This window comes from Okeania sp. (genome assembly GCF_035285525.1).
Classification (GTDB): domain Bacteria; phylum Cyanobacteriota; class Cyanobacteriia; order Cyanobacteriales; family Microcoleaceae; genus Trichodesmium.
The window spans coordinates 14,723-32,108 of record NZ_JAYKGW010000023.1 but is presented as its reverse complement, the minus strand read 5'-3'; the positions used below and the strand labels follow the sequence as shown (position 1 = coordinate 32,108).

General features: G+C 34.5%; 13 protein-coding genes. 6 read left to right on the top strand and 7 right to left on the bottom strand.

What is annotated here, in order from left to right:
• Positions 1-144: 144 nt before the first annotated feature.
• Positions 145-1,989 carry a hypothetical protein gene (locus tag VKJ25_RS02465; protein WP_324235041.1) on the bottom strand — a complete coding sequence of 615 codons (1,845 nt, stop codon included), beginning with the start codon at positions 1,987-1,989 and terminating at the stop codon, positions 145-147.
• A gap of 671 nt (positions 1,990-2,660) precedes the next feature.
• On the opposite strand from VKJ25_RS02465, the gene VKJ25_RS02460 reads away from it, so the two are divergent.
• Both VKJ25_RS02460 and cobT read left to right on the top strand, forming a co-directional pair.
• On the top strand, positions 2,661-4,166 hold the full coding sequence (locus VKJ25_RS02460; RefSeq protein WP_324235040.1) for a phytoene desaturase family protein: 1,506 nt from the start codon (positions 2,661-2,663) through the stop codon (positions 4,164-4,166).
• Between the two features lie 313 nt (positions 4,167-4,479).
• Complete coding sequence (gene cobT, locus VKJ25_RS02455) at positions 4,480-5,595, top strand: nicotinate mononucleotide-dependent phosphoribosyltransferase CobT (protein ID WP_324235039.1); 1,116 nt, start codon at positions 4,480-4,482, stop codon at positions 5,593-5,595.
• Between the two features lie 266 nt (positions 5,596-5,861).
• On the opposite strand, the gene VKJ25_RS02450 is transcribed toward cobT, so the two are convergent.
• Complete coding sequence (locus VKJ25_RS02450) at positions 5,862-6,248, bottom strand: hypothetical protein (protein WP_324235038.1); 387 nt, start codon at positions 6,246-6,248, stop codon at positions 5,862-5,864.
• 650 nt (positions 6,249-6,898) lie between these two features.
• Between VKJ25_RS02450 and lgt the strand changes: the two genes are divergently transcribed.
• Entirely contained in the window at positions 6,899-7,765 is an 867-nt protein-coding gene (lgt, locus tag VKJ25_RS02445; RefSeq protein ID WP_324235037.1) for a prolipoprotein diacylglyceryl transferase, read from the top strand.
• 431 nt (positions 7,766-8,196) lie between these two features.
• Positions 8,197-8,994: a precorrin-4 C(11)-methyltransferase gene (gene cobM, locus VKJ25_RS02440; RefSeq protein ID WP_324235036.1), complete on the top strand. Its 798-nt coding sequence runs from the start codon at positions 8,197-8,199 to the stop codon at positions 8,992-8,994.
• Positions 8,995-9,137: 143 nt separating this feature from the next.
• Here the strand turns inward: cobM and VKJ25_RS02435 are convergent, their stop codons facing one another.
• From VKJ25_RS02435 to typA, 5 genes are all read right to left on the bottom strand, one after another.
• Complete coding sequence (locus VKJ25_RS02435) at positions 9,138-10,085, bottom strand: RpnC/YadD family protein (protein ID WP_324235035.1); 948 nt, start codon at positions 10,083-10,085, stop codon at positions 9,138-9,140.
• Between the two features lie 192 nt (positions 10,086-10,277).
• Entirely contained in the window at positions 10,278-11,453 is a 1,176-nt protein-coding gene (locus VKJ25_RS02430; RefSeq protein WP_324235034.1) for a tetratricopeptide repeat protein, read from the bottom strand.
• Between the two features lie 495 nt (positions 11,454-11,948).
• A complete protein-coding gene (locus VKJ25_RS02425; RefSeq protein WP_324235033.1) occupies positions 11,949-12,269 on the bottom strand; it encodes a hypothetical protein in 321 nt (106 codons plus the stop codon).
• A 111-nt stretch (positions 12,270-12,380) separates the two neighbouring features.
• On the bottom strand, positions 12,381-12,587 hold the full coding sequence (locus tag VKJ25_RS02420; protein ID WP_324235032.1) for a hypothetical protein: 207 nt from the start codon (positions 12,585-12,587) through the stop codon (positions 12,381-12,383).
• A 1,064-nt stretch (positions 12,588-13,651) separates the two neighbouring features.
• On the bottom strand, positions 13,652-15,442 hold the full coding sequence (gene typA / locus VKJ25_RS02415) for a translational GTPase TypA (RefSeq protein ID WP_324235031.1): 1,791 nt from the start codon (positions 15,440-15,442) through the stop codon (positions 13,652-13,654).
• 574 nt (positions 15,443-16,016) lie between these two features.
• Between typA and VKJ25_RS02410 the strand changes: the two genes are divergently transcribed.
• Both VKJ25_RS02410 and VKJ25_RS02405 read left to right on the top strand, forming a co-directional pair.
• Positions 16,017-16,430 carry a SufE family protein gene (locus VKJ25_RS02410; protein ID WP_324235030.1) on the top strand — a complete coding sequence of 138 codons (414 nt, stop codon included), beginning with the start codon at positions 16,017-16,019 and terminating at the stop codon, positions 16,428-16,430.
• Between the two features lie 556 nt (positions 16,431-16,986).
• Positions 16,987-17,316 carry a helix-turn-helix domain-containing protein gene (locus VKJ25_RS02405; RefSeq protein ID WP_324235029.1) on the top strand — a complete coding sequence of 110 codons (330 nt, stop codon included), beginning with the start codon at positions 16,987-16,989 and terminating at the stop codon, positions 17,314-17,316.
• Positions 17,317-17,386 lie beyond the last annotated feature (70 nt).

Genomic DNA, 17,386 nt, shown 5'->3' with positions numbered 1-17,386 from the left:
ATACTTTATATATCCAAAACTTTAACGCCACAGTAATTTTAGGCAATTATTTGACATTTCAACTTTTGAGGCTGATCAAACCTTACTTTTAACTTTTAACTTTTGACTTTATAATTTCCGTGAAACGGTATAAGTCCCTGCTGCTTAAACAGAAATTGTTTGTGTCCAAATAATTGATTTATTGCCTGATTGTCTGCCATGAATTTTGACATTTTTAAGTTCTTCTGATTGTAAGTTAGTAATTTTTTGCTGCACTACTGGAGTGACAATTTCTTTATTTGGAACTTGTTCCGATTCTAGAACTATATGGAGACAATCATTTTTCTTTCCAGCTATAACTGTAATACCTTGTTGTTCAAATGATTTATTAATTATCATCGCAATAGCTTTAGGATTTCCTTGAGTTGCTAATTCAATAATTTTTTGTTGGTTTTCATTGTCAGTTTCTTTTGGTAAATTTGTTTCTTGATTCATTCCGTTATTAGAATTACCAGAATAACTTTCTTTTGGTAAATTTGTTTCTTGATTCATTCCGTTATTAGAATTACCAGAATAACTTTCTTTTGGTAAATTTGTTTCTTGATTAATTCCGTTATTAGAATTACCAGAATAACTTTCTTTTGGTAAATTTACTTCTTGATTAATCCCATTGTTATAATGCTCGAAATTTACTATTTTCCTTTCGTCTGTTTCTAACTGCATGAGAATTTCTCTAAATTTTGTAGACTTATCTTGTACATTACTAATTAAACTTGCTAAGGCTGTATATTTGAATGATAAACGTCTTTCTTCTGGCTCATATTCTAAAAGATTATTTAAGCTTTCTTCTAAGGAAATAAATTGTGCTTCTATAGCATCTATGATAATATCAACTCTTTGGTTAACTAAAGCTGAAATTTCATTTTCTATCTCTAATTTTTGCTTAATTGAATCTAGAATATTTCTTTCTCGTAGAGCAGCTTTTTTATAATGACCTTGAGTTACTACTTTTGCTTTAGTAGGAATCGAATTTACTGCTTTGTAGTAATCAATTGGCTGAACAATATTTGTTGATTCTTCTTGATCTGTACTCTCATTATCTATGTCTTCTTTAGAACTTTCAAATGAAGTAGTAGATTCTTCTTCCTCTTCATTATGATGATTCATAATTTCTGGCTCTTTGGGAAATTTTTGATCGATACCAATTTTCTGAAAATAATCATTACTATTGATATCATTTGTATCTGATGGTGATATTTGATAATTTTCAGCTTTGACTCTAACTTGGGTAACAGTAATATCTTCTGCATAGCAAGAAGTTAAAGCACTAATAATTACATTAGCAACTTGCATATACTCATCTGGGTTTTCAAAATTATTAGCATTGCTATACAAATAAACTTCTAAATCTGTTGTAGATGAACATAGATTAAATATTTGTCTAAGTAAACTATCTAAGCTTTTTGTTTTTAATAGCAACCAATCTCTTTCACTAAAACTAAATTGATGTTCTACAGTAGAAAAAATCAGAATTTTTGCTTTTAATGGATTAGTATTTTGGATGATTTTTTCCCGGACATTAAATAATTCTCCAGGGTCTCTTGAATAAGATTCTTCTACTAAAAATTTATCTTTTGAATTAGTTTGATCTTCTGAACCATCAATACTCCAGTTCGGACCAGTTTCCATAATTGTCATATCTTCTTCATCTTCTTCCTCAGGATATAGCTTTCCCACAATGCCCAGAATTTTCTGTGCTAATATACTGTATTCTATTCTTTTATTTACTTTAGAAACTATCCGAGATAATTTACGGTCTAAGGTTTCTATATTACCTACTTTATTATACAATTCTTCTATCAATTCCCGGAGGTTAATTTCTGATAATTTAGATTCATCATTCTCCCATCTACCTTCACAAGCACAATAAATTACTTTCTTAATTCTAGTGAGATTAGCATCTTTTTCTAATTCTTTAACTACTATATCTATCATTGAAAATGATTCCATATTTTTTCCCCTGGATAACCTAGATAATATTTTTCTAATTATTGTAAGTATTCAGCTATTAGCAGTCAGCTTTCAGTAATAAAACCTCCTCCTTTTATTGTAAGTATTCAGCTATTAGCAGTCAGCTTTCAGCAATAAAACCTCCTCCTTAAACTTGAAGTTTAAATGAATATGAACTTGAAAACTGGTTTTTGTAGTAAAATTTAATTATGAATAATAAAGCTTTTATCGACAAAACTAAATGCAATAACTGAATTGCAAAGTTCCGACCCAGGAAGCTAGCTGATCGCTGATGACTGAATGCTTACGAATTATTTAATCATTGAAAGTTTAATGTAATCTACTAATAGTTGTCAGTGCCAACAAAAAACATTACTTTAAATTGCTGTATTTAGTCAGCTTATAATTATAAACTAGAACTGAGTTATAATAAAAGTGCAAATTTTGACAATTCAAGTAACCAAAAAGTCAAAATTTTGGACAGACAAGAGCAGAAAAATTAAGGTACAATCCTTCCCACAACCCTCTCTATAATTTCCTATTTCTCCTAACCTTTAACCTGGTACGGACATTAAATACAATGTCCCTAACTACTCCTTACTCTCTGCCCCAGCCAAAAGAGCTATTCAGTAAACCCTAAATACAAATACTATTGTTAAAAACTATTTTATATGGTAACGGAAAAAAATATAATTGTAATCGGTAGTGGTATTGGGGGCTTAGTTGCTGGAGCAATGCTTGCCTACTACGGCAAAAAAGTAATAATTTGTGAAAGCCATAATATTCCTGGGGGCGCAGCTCACTCTTTCTCCCGTCAAGGTTTCCATTTTGACTCTGGTCCATCTTTTTATTGTGGATTAGCTGACCCTCACAGTCTCAATCCTTTACAAAAAGTCCTCAATATTTTGGGCGAATCTCTGGAGACAGTTGTCTACGATCCTCTGGGACATTATCATTTTCCTGAAGGTGTTTTGCCAGTTTATGGTAATGGGTCAGCTTATTTAGAAGCAGTCTCTAAGTTTACTACTCAAGGCGCTCAAGAATTACAACTTTTTCAACATCATCTTTTACAATTGTATGCTGGTCTGAAAGAAATTTCACCCATAGCTTTAAGAGCTGATTTTTGGTTAATCCCAATTTTATTAGGAAAATATGGACTATCCTTACTAAAGATGTTGCCTTCCCTCGGCGATATAGGAGGTTCCGTTGGGCAAATCATGGATAAATGGGTAACAGACCCTTGGGTACGCCGTTTAATTGACTTGGAATGTTTTCTCCTGTCTGGGTTAAAAGCTCATGGTACTGTTGCTCCAGAAGTGGCGTTTATGTTTGGCGAACGTTCTAATTCTGTGATTGAATATCCTATCGGTGGTAGTGGTGCAATAGTTCATGCTCTAGTTAGAGGTTTGGAACGTTATGGTGGTGAATTACTTTTAAATGCTCATGTCGAACAAATATTAATAGAATCTGGCAAAGCAGTAGGAGTGCGTTTGAGAGGAAATAAAATTATTGAAGCTCCGATTGTTATTTCCAATGCTACGATTTGGGATACCTATACTCAACTGTTGAAACCTGAAGACTTACCCACTTCTTTCCGAGAATCTGCTTTAGCAACCCCTGTGGTGGAAAGTTTTATGCACTTACACTTAGGTATTCGCGCTGATGGTTTAGAAGATTTAACAGGACATCATGTAGTAGTTTTGGACGGAGAGGTAGATATTTCTCTTCCCGGCAATACTTGTATGATTTCTATTCCTTCAGTTTGGGATTCTACTTTAGCACCTCCCGGTCATCATGTCGTTCATGCTTATACATTGGAATCTTTTTCTGGTTGGGAAAAAGATGAATTTTATCCGCAACGGAAACAGGAAAAAGCAGAATCTTTGTTTTTAGCATTAGAAAAAGTAATTCCTGATATTCGGCAACGTATAACTTTAGAATTAATTGGTACACCTCTGACTCATGCTCGCTTTTTGCGTCGTTATCAGGGTACTTACGGACCTGCTATTGTTGCTGGAAAAGGTAATTTTCCTGGATATCAAACACCTATTTCTGGTTTATATCGAGTAGGAGATAGTACAATGCCTGGTATTGGTGTACCAGCGGTTGCTGCTTCTGGAGTTATTTGTGCGAATACTTTAGTTTCTATTGATAAGTCTTTGACTTTGCTGCTATAAACCTCCTGTTGATCGAAAACAGTTTTCTATTTTTTGTTACGGCAATGCCTGAGGATGGTCAGGTACACTTGTAACACAGCCTTCTGTGGTTGTAACAAGCAAGATGCTTGTGTTACAAATGTTGGTGACACAGCCTTCTGTGGTTGTAACAAGCAAGATGCTTGTGTTACCACTCATTACGAAATAAAATTCTGTTCTTTCTTCCTATTGCCTATTGCCTCTTTTCAGCAGATGTCTATTAATTATTGAACATCTTAACAGAGTAAAAAAACGTTACTATTAACTAGAAACTGATAAACTAATAACTGAATTAATGATTCGTGTTTATACCCAAGTACAACAAGGAAAAAATTGGCTGCAAAAATATCGAGGTAGTCAACCAATTTTTAGTTGTATTTTAGGATTTACAGATACAGGTCTAATTCCTGGAATTTCCGCAGCAGGAGCAACTCCAAAAGACCGTCAATATACTTGTTTAGCAGATGTAGAATTTCTATATAATGGTCTACAACCACAACCTAAATATCCACTACCACCTCTAAATGCTGGCGCTTCTCCAGTTTTAATTACAAAAGCAGTTATTGATAGCTTGAATATTCCTTATTATCTATTCAATGCAGGTTTAACCCATCAACCAACCGTACCAACAATTGATTTAGGAGGTACTCCTGCTCGTTGTTTAACTTCTGGTCATGCTTTAGATATTGCCACCGTTCAACACTTATTAAAAATAGGTAATTATTGGGGTCGAAAATTAGCTGATGAAACCAAAGATAGCTATATAATTTTAGGAGAATGTGTAGTTGGAGGAACAACTACCGCTTTAGCAGTTTTATTAGGTTTGGGTATTGCTGCTACTGGTAAAGTAAATAGTAGTCATCCTCAATGTAATCATAGTCAAAAATTAGCTGTGGTGCGTCAAGGTTTACAGGTTGCTTTTAATTCTACGCTTCCAGTTGCTCAACCTCTAAAATTAATTGCTGCAGTAGGAGATCCCATGCAAATAGTAGTAGCAGGAATGGCAATGACAGCAAGTCTTGAGGTGGGAGTAATGTTAGCTGGGGGAACCCAAATGTTAGCTGTTTATGCTTTAATGCAAGCATTGGCAAAAAATTTATCTTTAGGTTGGCAACCTGAGAATATTGTGGTGGGAACAACTCGTTGGGTAGCAGAAGACCCAACTGGAGATACTGTTGGGTTAGCAGCAGAAATTGGTTCTGTACCTTTGATGGCAACACAACTTAGTTTTGCTGAATCTGGTTATCCTCAACTACAAGCTTATGAAAGGGGGTTTGTCAAAGAAGGGGTGGGTTGTGGAGGTTGTGCGATCGCTGCTAATTTATATAGAAATTGGCATCAAAGTCAATTATTGAAAGCTATTGAAGATTTATTTGCAACTTTTAATATTTCTAGAATAAAAAGAGAATAGTAATTTGAGTCTACTGCAGTTCAGCCTTCGTTTGCTGTAAAAACCACCGAAGGTTGTGTTACCAATTATTACGCAAATAGGTCAGGAACTTTATCAATAATCAAATCAATTATTTACTCCTACTTCCTACTGAAAATTTAAGGTATAAAGCATCTTCATTTATGGAGAAAAAAGAAAAAAATTCTTTTTAGTCAATCCTCTTCTTTATCAGAAGAGGTAATAATTAATTATTAATTATTAATTGTTAATTATTAATTATTGAATCCCTACTCTCTATTTGACGATTTAATTCTTTTTGAGAGTAATTGTTCTTCTAAAGCAGCAATGCGATTATAAGCTGCGGTTAACTGAGCGGTTAACCTTTGAATTTGAATATTTGATGTTAATTCATCATCAATATCTCGACTATTTTTATTCAAATAATTATCATCTACCAGCACATCCTGATGTTCTAACTCCGGGTTAAAATATTGATATTTTTCTTTGATTTCATTTGCCTGTTCCAGATTAGATTCAGTGTCTATAGATTGATATTTATTTGCTTTCTCCGCAATCATATAATTTGATACCTTGTCATTAAGTTCCTCAATAATCATATATATTGCTTCAACTTTTTTAGTCAAAGCAAAAATTTGTTCTTGTAATAGTTCCATATATATCTTCACTACTTGAAAACTAAATTTACATTCTTCAATCTTAATCAACATCTATATTTATTGGTTATAATTCTGAATTTCTTAAGTTTATAATCAGAATTAATTTCTTAAACAAATCTTAAATATTAAGATTACTAAAATATTCCAATCCTAAATAATTTGTGAAGAAAAAAACTGTAGGAATTTGTTTTCTAAACCCCTACAGTAAAATGTTACGACCTATTAATAATTACTTTATTATGTCAAACTGAAAAATAAAAGACATTCTCTAAAATTTTACAGGGAATTTAGTGCTGTAAAAGCTACTTCAAAAACTTGATTCATATTGAAAAAAGATATTTCTGCATACCATTATCATGCAGAAAAAAAGAATGCTTGGTACGGGAGCAAGATACTCCCACTGCTATGCTTCGTTACCTGAAAAAAATCTCAGAACTTACAGAGAATCACCACATCTTGTAGAGGCGAATGGCCATTCACCCCTAAAGATAGCGCATAATTTCATTTTTTGCGTAAGTCTTGATCTGAGAAACTAATAATTAATATACCAGTCGAAGCAAAGGGCGCGGACATTTCTATATCCTGAAACCCTTTAATAGTAACCCTTCCCTGTTCTCTATTCCCTAGCGCGTAGCGCTATAACTGAAATGATATTAGAAATTCCCTTATTGCCTTTAGGCTTTCAATTTACTTCTCCTGGCCCAATTATTTTCCAGTTAGGGCCATTAGCCATTCGTTGGTATGGACTTTTAATTGCAAGTGCAGTATTAATAGGGGTCACCCTTTCCCAATACTTAGCTAAACTTCGTCATATTAACCCCGAATTATTAGGCGATCTAGTGGTTTGGTTAGTAATAGCGGCCATTCCTGGAGCCCGTATATATTACGTCTTATTTGAGTGGGAACAATATCAACAAAATCCCATAGATATGATTGCTATCTGGAAAGGAGGAATAGCCATTCATGGAGCAATTATTGGTGGAGCGATCGCTGGCTTGATTTTTGCCAGAGTAAGTAAAATATCTTTTTGGCAGTTAGCAGATTTAGTAGCTCCTTCCTTAATTTTAGGACAAGCCATTGGCCGGTGGGGCAATTTTTTCAATTCTGAAGCTTTTGGCAGTCCTACTAATTTACCTTGGAAGTTGTATATTCCTCCACAAAATCGTCCCCCAGAATTAGTAAATTTTGATTATTTCCATCCGACTTTTTTATATGAATCATTATGGAATTTAATGTTATTTGGATTATTAATATTTCTATTTTTTCGGGGTTTGCAGGGTAAACCTCAACTTAAAGTTGGCACTATATCTCTAGTTTATATGGCTATTTATAGTAGTGGGCGAATTTGGATTGAGGGACTGCGGACTGATAGTTTAATGTTAGGGCCATTACGAATTGCTCAGTTCGTCAGTTTAGCTGGTATTCTGTTAGGGTTAGCAGGTTTAGCATGGCTATATTTATTGAAGCGACCCTTGCCAGACGTTTTTCCCTCAGAAATTAAAGAAACAAACTGAATTATATAACAATAGCAGGGAATAGGTATGGAGGGAGCAGGGAACAGAGAATAGTTGGAACAACATTTTCTAGTTTTACACCAGATTCCGATTACATGAAGTATAAATATTCGGAATTAAATGTCTCTAGTGAGGGCTGGAAAGCCCGCGACAGATGTACCTCACCAAAGTGGACGCTCTAAGATTTATCAGTCTATTTTCTAACCAACTCTTTCTCACCTATATAGCAGTCGAAGCAAAGGGCACGGAAGTTTCTATATCCTGAAACTCTTTAATATTCTACTGTTCCCTGTTCCCTGCTCCCTGTTCCCTGTTCCCTAGCGCGTAGCGCAAGAATAAAAAAACCCCAGGCATTAAAGCCTAGGGGATAAACCAGGGTGCATCTACCATTCCATTTACCTGAAGATACATACTTATATCCGGAAAAATTAATGAACAAAACTGAAAGTCTTACACCAGCAGTTTACATTGTAGGGGCAGGTCCAGGAGACCCAGAACTATTGACGGTGAAGGCTGAAAAAATCTTAGCTATAGCAGATGTAATTCTATATGCAGATTCCCTAGTACCCAAGCAAATGTTACGGAATGTGCGTTCTGATGCTGAGATTATTGGAACTGCTAATCAAACTTTAGAAGAAATTTTGCCGATAATGATTGACCGAGTGAGAAAAGGTCTTTCTGTGGTGCGCCTCCATTCTGGAGACCCTAGTTTGTATGGAGCAGTTTATGAACAAATACAACTTTTAACTGAAGCGGAAATTGATTTTGAAATTGTACCAGGAATTAGTGCCTTTCAGGATGCAGCAGCTAAATTAAAAGTAGAATTAACAGTACCTGGGTTAGTACAAACAATTATTTTAACAAGAATTAGTGGAAAAGCAACGGGAGTTCCAGCACGAGAAGAGTTAGGTAGTTTAGCAGCTCATGGGGCAAGTTTATGTTTATATTTGAGCGCTCGTCATGTCTGGGAAGCACAGGAAAAGTTGATGGAACATTATTCGGCTCAGATACCTGTAGGAATATGTTATCGTTTAGGATGGCCTGATGAAAAAATTTGGGTTGTACCTTTAGAGAAAATGGCTGTGGTGACAGAGGAGAAAAAGTTAATTAGAACAACCCTTTATGTGATTAGTCCTGCTTTGGAAAAGTTGGAAAAAGTAGGGCGTTCTGGTCTTTATAATCCTGAACATAGCCATTTATTCAGAAGTTATACTAAATCCGCTTTATAGAACCCATTTGGGTTCTATAAAATTTAGATGGGAGGATGGAAAGATGGTGAATATAGAACTATTATCTCAATTTTCCCTCCTGGGAAGAGTTAGGGGTGGGTTGACTCCTGACTTCTCAGTTAGAAGTTAAAAGCCTAATTTTACTAATTATTCTCAGAATAATTGTTTTGAATTAACTCCTCAAATTCTACTACAGAATTAACCCTGATTGTTTCTAATAGCAGTTGTTTGAGGAAAGCTAAATCTTGAATATTATTAAGAGTCTCTACCAGAGTTTCTGGCACTGATGAAAATCGCATTTTCAGTAGGTCAATAATATTTTGTCGGCAAGTTTCTTTGGCTCCTATTTGTTGACCTATTTGTTGACCTATTTTTTGACCTCTTTCTATAGCATTTTCTTCCATCGTACTTAAAAATTCCATTTTTTGTGACTCCTCATATTGATTGATTTTGCTTTCTAACTTTTGTTGTAACTTTGGAGGCAATGTCATCATTTTATCTATGAATTTAAACAAGTTAATAATATCAAACTTGCTGAATCCTCTTTCATATAAACTTCTGACTATTTGCCATTTCCATTCTTCTCTTTCTGTCAAATTACTGGTGGTACTCTTTGTTTTTAAATGTGCCATTACCATCAGGGCAAATACATTATTATTTGCTGATAATTTCTCCCATTCATAATCTAAAAGTTTCACGATAGAAAAGTCTAAACTCATCTGACTTTTTTCTAATCCATATTCATAATAATTAGGTCGCCAAGATGGATTATCATCTCCTAGTATAGCTAAACTAACTACAGATTTGTTGCACAAGTCGAATGCTCGATAGTTATAGATAAACATTCGTTTCGGAAATTCTTGGTCGTATTGACTTTGAACTTCTATATGAATTAATATCCATATTTCTTGGTCGTCTAATAGCCAAACTTGGAATAACTTATCAACATAACGTTTTTCTGTAGTCGCTGAAGCCGTAATTTGTTCTAGTTCTTTGTCTAGAGAAATTGGTGTTTTTTTCCAATTGATGGAGTTGTAAATTTCGGGATAGAAAAAGTTGATAAAATCAGGCAAATATTCAGATATTGCCACTTTCCACGGTTCGTCATAATTAGCTGTTATTTATGTCATTAATTAGAAGTTTAAAAAGCTGATTTACTAATTTTTATCAGAGGAATTATGGAGAATTGCCTCCTCAAATTATGCCACATAATTTACTCTAATTGACTCTTAACTACTTCCTACTCCCTACTCCCGAATTAGACATTTTTAAATTAGGATAACTTACTGAAGTTTAATTTCCTCTGCCTTTTCCCAACTATCATAAGCTTCTTTCATTAAACCTAAATCTTTTAAAACATTTCCTCGTTCATACCAACCATCATAAAAATTAGGTTTAATTTCTAAAGCTTTCTCATAACAATTAACCGCTGCTTCCAAATTTCCTAAACTAACTAAAAAATTAGCCTTATTATACCAAGCTAAATAATAATTTACCTTAATTTCTAAAGCTCGATCACAACTAGCGATCGCTTCTTCCCATCTTTCTAATTTTCCCAAAGCTTCAGCACGGTTATTCCAAGCCAAATAATCATCAGACTTAATCTCTAAAGCTTTGTCATGGCTAGCGATCGCCTCTTCCCATCTTTCTAACTGTACTAATGCTTTACCCCGATTGTACCAAACTTGATGATAATTAGGCTTCAAAACCAAAGCATTTTCCCAACTATCAACAGCTCCAACTAAATCTCCAGCTTTGGCTTGCTCCAAACCTAACTGAGCAAATATTTCGGAACCTTGTTCGGTAGACTGTTGTTGATTTTCTACTCCTACCCCAAGTTGACTAACCATTGCTTGAATAACCACCCTGGGATCGCTGGTTTGTATCCCCAACTGTTGAGCAACAGTAGCTAATAAATTAGGATTTTCTTGAAACTTAACTACTAAATTTTCTAAAGTTTCATTTGATTGATTTTCTTCTGAGGATGGTTGAGGAGGAGGAGAAACACCAGCATCAGGTCCATCATATTCCCAAATCGCTCCACTATCCTCCCGACTCAAAAGTTCAGTACCAATATTATTAGCGAGAGTTCCCAGAGATTTTAGAGAAGGAAGCGATGGAGTCAAGGAAGCAAACATAACCATTCTTTGAGCTAACTCATCATTAGGTTTTGGAGATACCAATAATCTTTCTCCAAACCTTTGTAACCATTCTTGCCAAAGTCCAGGTTTGCCTCGCTCTCCTAAGTCATCAAAAAATTGCTTTACTCTTTCAGGAGACCAACCTTGGGCAATACCTTCTAAAAGTTGACCGAAGAGAAAATCATAATCTGTATCTGTTAAAGGTGGAAGAGACTGAGAGACTGATTGAGTTTTTGAAGGGTTAGTTTGAGGTTGAGAGAATAATCCCAAAAATTTTTCCCATAAACTTTTCAACCATTGCCAAATTTTGCGAAACATTTTTTTCTTAGTATAAATTAAGGATAACCTAGGAAAGCTATTTAAAAGTTTAGCACTAATATTAAAATAACCTTTAACTCAAAATAGCAATATAGCTAAAAATATCAACCAAAAACTAATATTAAATATTGAAGAAGCTCTACTCCATTTTCTTCTTCTTCATCAAAATTATGGCTTGAAAGATGAAGCAGAAATGATTAATATTCCTTTGCAAAAGTTACAGTTAGAATTAGAAACTCAAGATTTAGAAGAGTCAGCACAATTATATGCAGAAATATATGAACAAGATGTATAATTACAAGGATTAACCGAGACTGCGTATATGAATTTTTGAGAAACATAACGCTAAAACTAGGGAGCGATCGCGTCGGATAAATATTTAATTTTGTTTATTTATTTAGGGACTTGAAAATTATTAATATATCAAGTAATTTTTAGAAGTCAGTCTTCTAATAATTGGTACTTTATTTTTCAGCAAGTTCCTGATTATTAAGCTTAATCTAACCAGTTATAGTTACCAATAGCATCTCCATTTAAAGATTCAGGATGTGCTAGACATTCTAATTCTTTAATTCTTTCATCTTTATTGCGGTTATCTAATTTGAAATAATTTACTTCCTCTTGAAGTTCCTGATTTTTATTTTGAGTATCTCTACATAACTGACACATATTTTGAATTTCATCAATTTTGTCAAATATTAGACTTAGCGCTAATTTATAGTTTTCTTCCATTTTGTCTAACATTTTTTCCATTGTCATTTCAGATAAGTTTTCAGGTTGGAATAGTTCAGCTTTTGGAATATCAGAAGTTAACATTTTTCTCTCCAGTTTTATTGAATGTGCATTTTGACTATTCCAACTTAATGTGTTTATCTATGGAGTAGAGGAAAACTGTTTCTCTTTTCAAGTTTTATGAAAATATCTTGACTATTTTCCATTTTTAAGAGGTACTTCACCAAATTTATCAAAGGGAACTTTTTGTCTATTTATCCAGGTGAATGCTTGAAGTTTAAATTTATGACTAGCTTTAATACATAAGCTCAAAGCCTCTATTGATGATTTATTAAATGCAGTCAATTTTGTTCTCACAGAAAAGTTCCAAATTGCTAAAAATTGACAAATTAAAAGAGTCATATCAAATCCGGTTAAATACTTATTATATAGTTGGAGGGGATGGGGAGATGGGGAGATGAAGAGATGGGGAGATGGGGGGATTGAAGTAATTTCTTAAATAACAAACATATATCATATTTTATGTGCAATTAAGTGGATTTGATATGATTCCTAACCAAGAAAAACTGAATCTATGCCAACCCATATTTTTTTCAGCTCTTGCTGTTTTTTCCGATGAAGTTCAGAATAAATTCCTGCATTCTCATGCTCTTGCTCAATCATTTCAACTAATTGTTTAACACCTTTTTTTATGGTTTTAAGATTAATATAATAATGTTTTTCTAGGCAAATTTAAAAATCACCTTCTATCTCTTCTTTTAAAGTAGCTATAAATAAATCATAAGCAGAATTAAATGGATATGGCTCTAGAAAAATTCTATTTGGGAAAAACTTATCAACTTGAGAACTTATCTTTTTACTAGATAAAAGGTTAGTAAATGTAGTGTGTAGTTGTCTAACATACTTTTCTGCAACTTAAATAAGTTCCCATTGAGCTTTGTATTAGTTAACACTCAACCAGATTAAATCATACTTATGTTGAGTAATTTCTTTTTTTTATCTAAAACTTCTGCAATTGAATATCCTTGCTGATAATATATAAACTTAGCTCTCCAACATTCAACTAAATAAACTTGAATATTTCTTGATTTTTACCATTCCTCCTTCTGTTCTTCAGCCCAACATTTTGCCAATAAACTTTCACTAGGCAAACTTTCAATAACCAGAGCAATTTTTTCTAATACTTCTATCTCTTCTTGACTCATTTTATTATGGCTATTCAAATTTTAAATAGTGCGGGTTAAATTGACAAATAAATAATCAATAAAATCCACACTTTTGTTCAGTTAACTAATAGACATCTCCAAAAATGAAAAATCAAATCAATTCTTTCTTCCTGTTCCCTGTTCCCAGTTAAGCGTTCCCTCTTTTCTAGAGATGTCTAATAACTGTAGAGGGTTTGGAGACCAAACCCCTACGGATTCCACTTCTTGTATTAATAGGCAACTGATAACTGATAACTGTATTTACCGTTTCACCAACTTCTTACTCAACTTCCGCAACCGCACAGACTCCGGCGTTATTTCCACCAACTCATCTGGTCCGATATATTCCAAAGCACGCTCCAAACTCATATCTACAGGCGTTTGCAACTGTACCAACTCATCCCCAGTCGCAGAACGATGGTTAGTCAACTGCTTACTTTTACAAACATTCAAATCCAAATCTTGAGGACGGTTATGCTCTCCCACGATCATACCCTTATAAACCTTTGTACCAGGAGTAATAAAAAACACCCCCCGGTCTTCAGCATTTTTCAAAGCATAAAAAGTCGCCACACCTTCCTCAAAAACAATAATCACCCCATTGCGTCGAGCTTCAATCTCGCCAACCAACGGACGATAATCTAAAAAACTATGGTTCATAATACCTTCCCCACGAGTAAGACGCATAAACTCACCCCGGAAACCAATCAAACCACGAGCAGGAATAGAAAACTCTAACTGAGTCCGACCATTCGTACCCACCTGCATATTCTGCATTTCCCCCTTCCGCTGACCTATTCTTTCGATGCAACCACCGACCGCATCTTCCGGAACATCCAAAACTAAAAGTTCAAATGGTTCACAGGGTTGACCGTTAACTTCTCGGTAAATAACTTGAGGTTGTGCCACCTGAAACTCATAACCTTCTCGACGCATAGTTTCAATCAAAATACCCAAGTGCAGTTCCCCACGACCAGAAACAGAAAACTTCTCTGGAGAGTCAGTATCTTCTACTCGTAATGCTACATTAGTTTCTAACTCTCGCATTAGGCGATCGCGTACTTGTCGAGAAGTTACAAATTTTCCTTCCTGACCTGCAAAAGGAGAATCATTTACAGAAAAAGTCATTTGCAGAGTAGGTTCATCTACTTTAATCAGAGGTAGAGCTTGAGGTTCATTAGGACAAGTAATAGTTTCCCCAATATTAGCATCACTAAAACCAGCAACTGCTACTAGATTACCAGCAGCAGCTTCTTGAATCTCAATTCGTGCCAGACCTTCAAATCCCATTAACTTTGAGATTTTTGACTTGACTATTGTACCATCTTCTTTCACAATAGCTGCTGGTTGCCCAGCTCTAATCACGCCATTGTGGATACGGCCTACAACTATTCTGCCTAAATATTCTGAATAGTCGAGAGTTGTTACCTGTAACTGTAGAGGTTTTTTTGGGTCTCCGACTGGAGGGGGAACATGCTCTACAATAGCATCAAACAAACACTGCATATCTTCTGACTCTGTTTCTAGGTCTTTTTTCGCGTAACCTGCTAAACCAGAGGCGAATAGATAAGGAAAATCACATTGGTCATCATCTGCACCTAGTTCGATAAATAAGTCCAGAACTTTATCAACAGCAGTGTGGGGATTAGCTCTGGGACGGTCAATTTTGTTCACAATCACAATGGGCCGTAAACCTTTTTCTAGAGCTTTTTTGAGGACAAAGCGAGTTTGGGGCATTGGGCCTTCGTTGGCATCGACAATTAATAAACAACCGTCCACCATACCCAGGACTCGTTCTACTTCTCCACCAAAGTCCGCGTGACCAGGGGTATCAACGATATTTATCAGAATATCTTTATATTTAACGGCGGTATTTTTGGAGAGAATTGTAATCCCACGTTCCCGTTCTAGGTCGTTGGAGTCCATAACACAATCAGGAACCTCTTCCCCTTCTCGGAAGATTCCTGATTGTTTGAGAAGTGAGTCAACTAGAGTGGTTTTGCCGTGGTCAACGTGGGCAATGATGGCTACGTTGCGAATAGGAAGAGACATAATATTTTTATGTTACAGATACTACTGTTAAGTTTATTAAACAATTGTAACCGATAGTTTGAAGTCAAAAATAAAAAGTCAAAAGTCAAAAATAAAAAGTCAAAAGTAGCAATCCGTGTATAGGTTATAAGAATTAAAAGACTAGAAATAAGAAATAAGCTCTGAAACTCTTACCGATTGCTTAATTCTTAAAATATATGTTAATTTTATATCTTGCTCCCAATTCCTAATTTTGTATTACCGAAAAATAAAGGTTTAAATCCTCTACTTTTAGGGATAGGGGTAAAAAATAAAAGTAAGCATTCAGCTATTAGTTGTCAGCAGTCAGCTCAAACGTAATAGAAATGAATGGCAAGCATTGTTTTAACTTCTACTTTTTAACCATATATCTGACATTGTTAAACGATGTATATTTATGGTTGAAAATTATAGATTTGTTTCAAAATCTGATGGCTGAATGCTGACTACTGAATGCTTACAAATAAAACAAGTTCCTCTAAATCAATCCTCTTTTTTTAAGAAGATAAAAAGAGGTAATTATTAATTATTAATTATTAATTGTTAATTATTGAATATGTCTTTACCATCTGCATTAGAACGTATTGTTAAAAAATTTCAACGGGCATCTTCTAATAAGTTGCGCTATGAACAATTACTTTGGTATGCTAAAAAGTTACCTGATTTTCCAGAAGCTGAAAAAATACCAGAAAATAAAGTTTATGGTTGTCAATCTCAGGTTTATATTACTGCTAATTTAGATGATGGAAAAGTTTCTTATCAAGGGGATTCTGATGCTCAGTTAGTTAAGGGATTAGTAGCTTTTTTAATTGAGGGTTTGAATGGATTAACTCCTCAAGAAATTATAGAAATAACTCCAGATTTTATTCAAGAAACAGGTTTAAAAGCCAGCTTAACTCCTTCCCGTGCTAATGGGTTTTACAATATTTTTCAAATGATGAAAACTCAAGCTAATTCATACTTAAACTGAAGGGAGTGGGGAGTAGGAGAGTAGGGGAGTAGGGAGTAGAAAAAAACAAAAACAAATTTACACTAATATTGACTTTTGTTTTAATTTATGATAAAAAATTTTAGCTAATTCATTCTTAAAAATATTGACATACAGCACTCTCCGTTGTTATTAGGTACACATCCATACGGGGAAGATTCCCGCACTACATGATTTTCACCTCATTTTCCCGCAATATTCTGTATAATCAAAAGTGATTTTTTGATTTTGAAAAAAATGATGGCTGTTGAGATTGAAAAGTTCTTTTGGCCAAATAAGGGAAAAAATTTTAAGGGACAATTTTTACTGATAACTGATAACTGAAATGACGGCCACCTCGTCTATATATTTTTTATTCCTTCTCAAGACTCTTCACTCCCCTACTCCCTACTCCCTAATCCCGACTCCCTACTTTCTAAAAAAATAATTCAGTCTTTTTTTAAAAAAAACTAGACAATTCTCTTTGAAGAAGTTTACAATAAGATAGTTTAATTGAATTATATAATTAGTTTTCAAAAAAATTTTATATATAATATAAATGATTGGCGGAGAGAACATTAAAAGTATGGACATGGAAGCCCTGAGAGAACGTGCGGGGCTTACCCGTGCTGAGGTAGCAGAGCGACTTAGCATTAGCGAAACCAGTGTGCGTAACTGGGAGACAGGGCGTACAGAACCAACCATGACTCCCCAAAAGTACCTAGAAATTCTGGATATTTTAAAATGCACTCCAGAAGAATTAGCTGTAGCCAGTGATAAATCTATTAGTCAACGTCACAAGCGTAAACCAGGTAGACCAAGAAAAATTATGGACAACAATAATGGATTAAATGAGGTAGAAACCACAGATTCGGCAATTGGACATTAAAGAAACAGTCATTTCAGTTATCAGTACCTCTGGCTGAAGTAAAAGACTGGAAATACTAAAGTTGATTTTC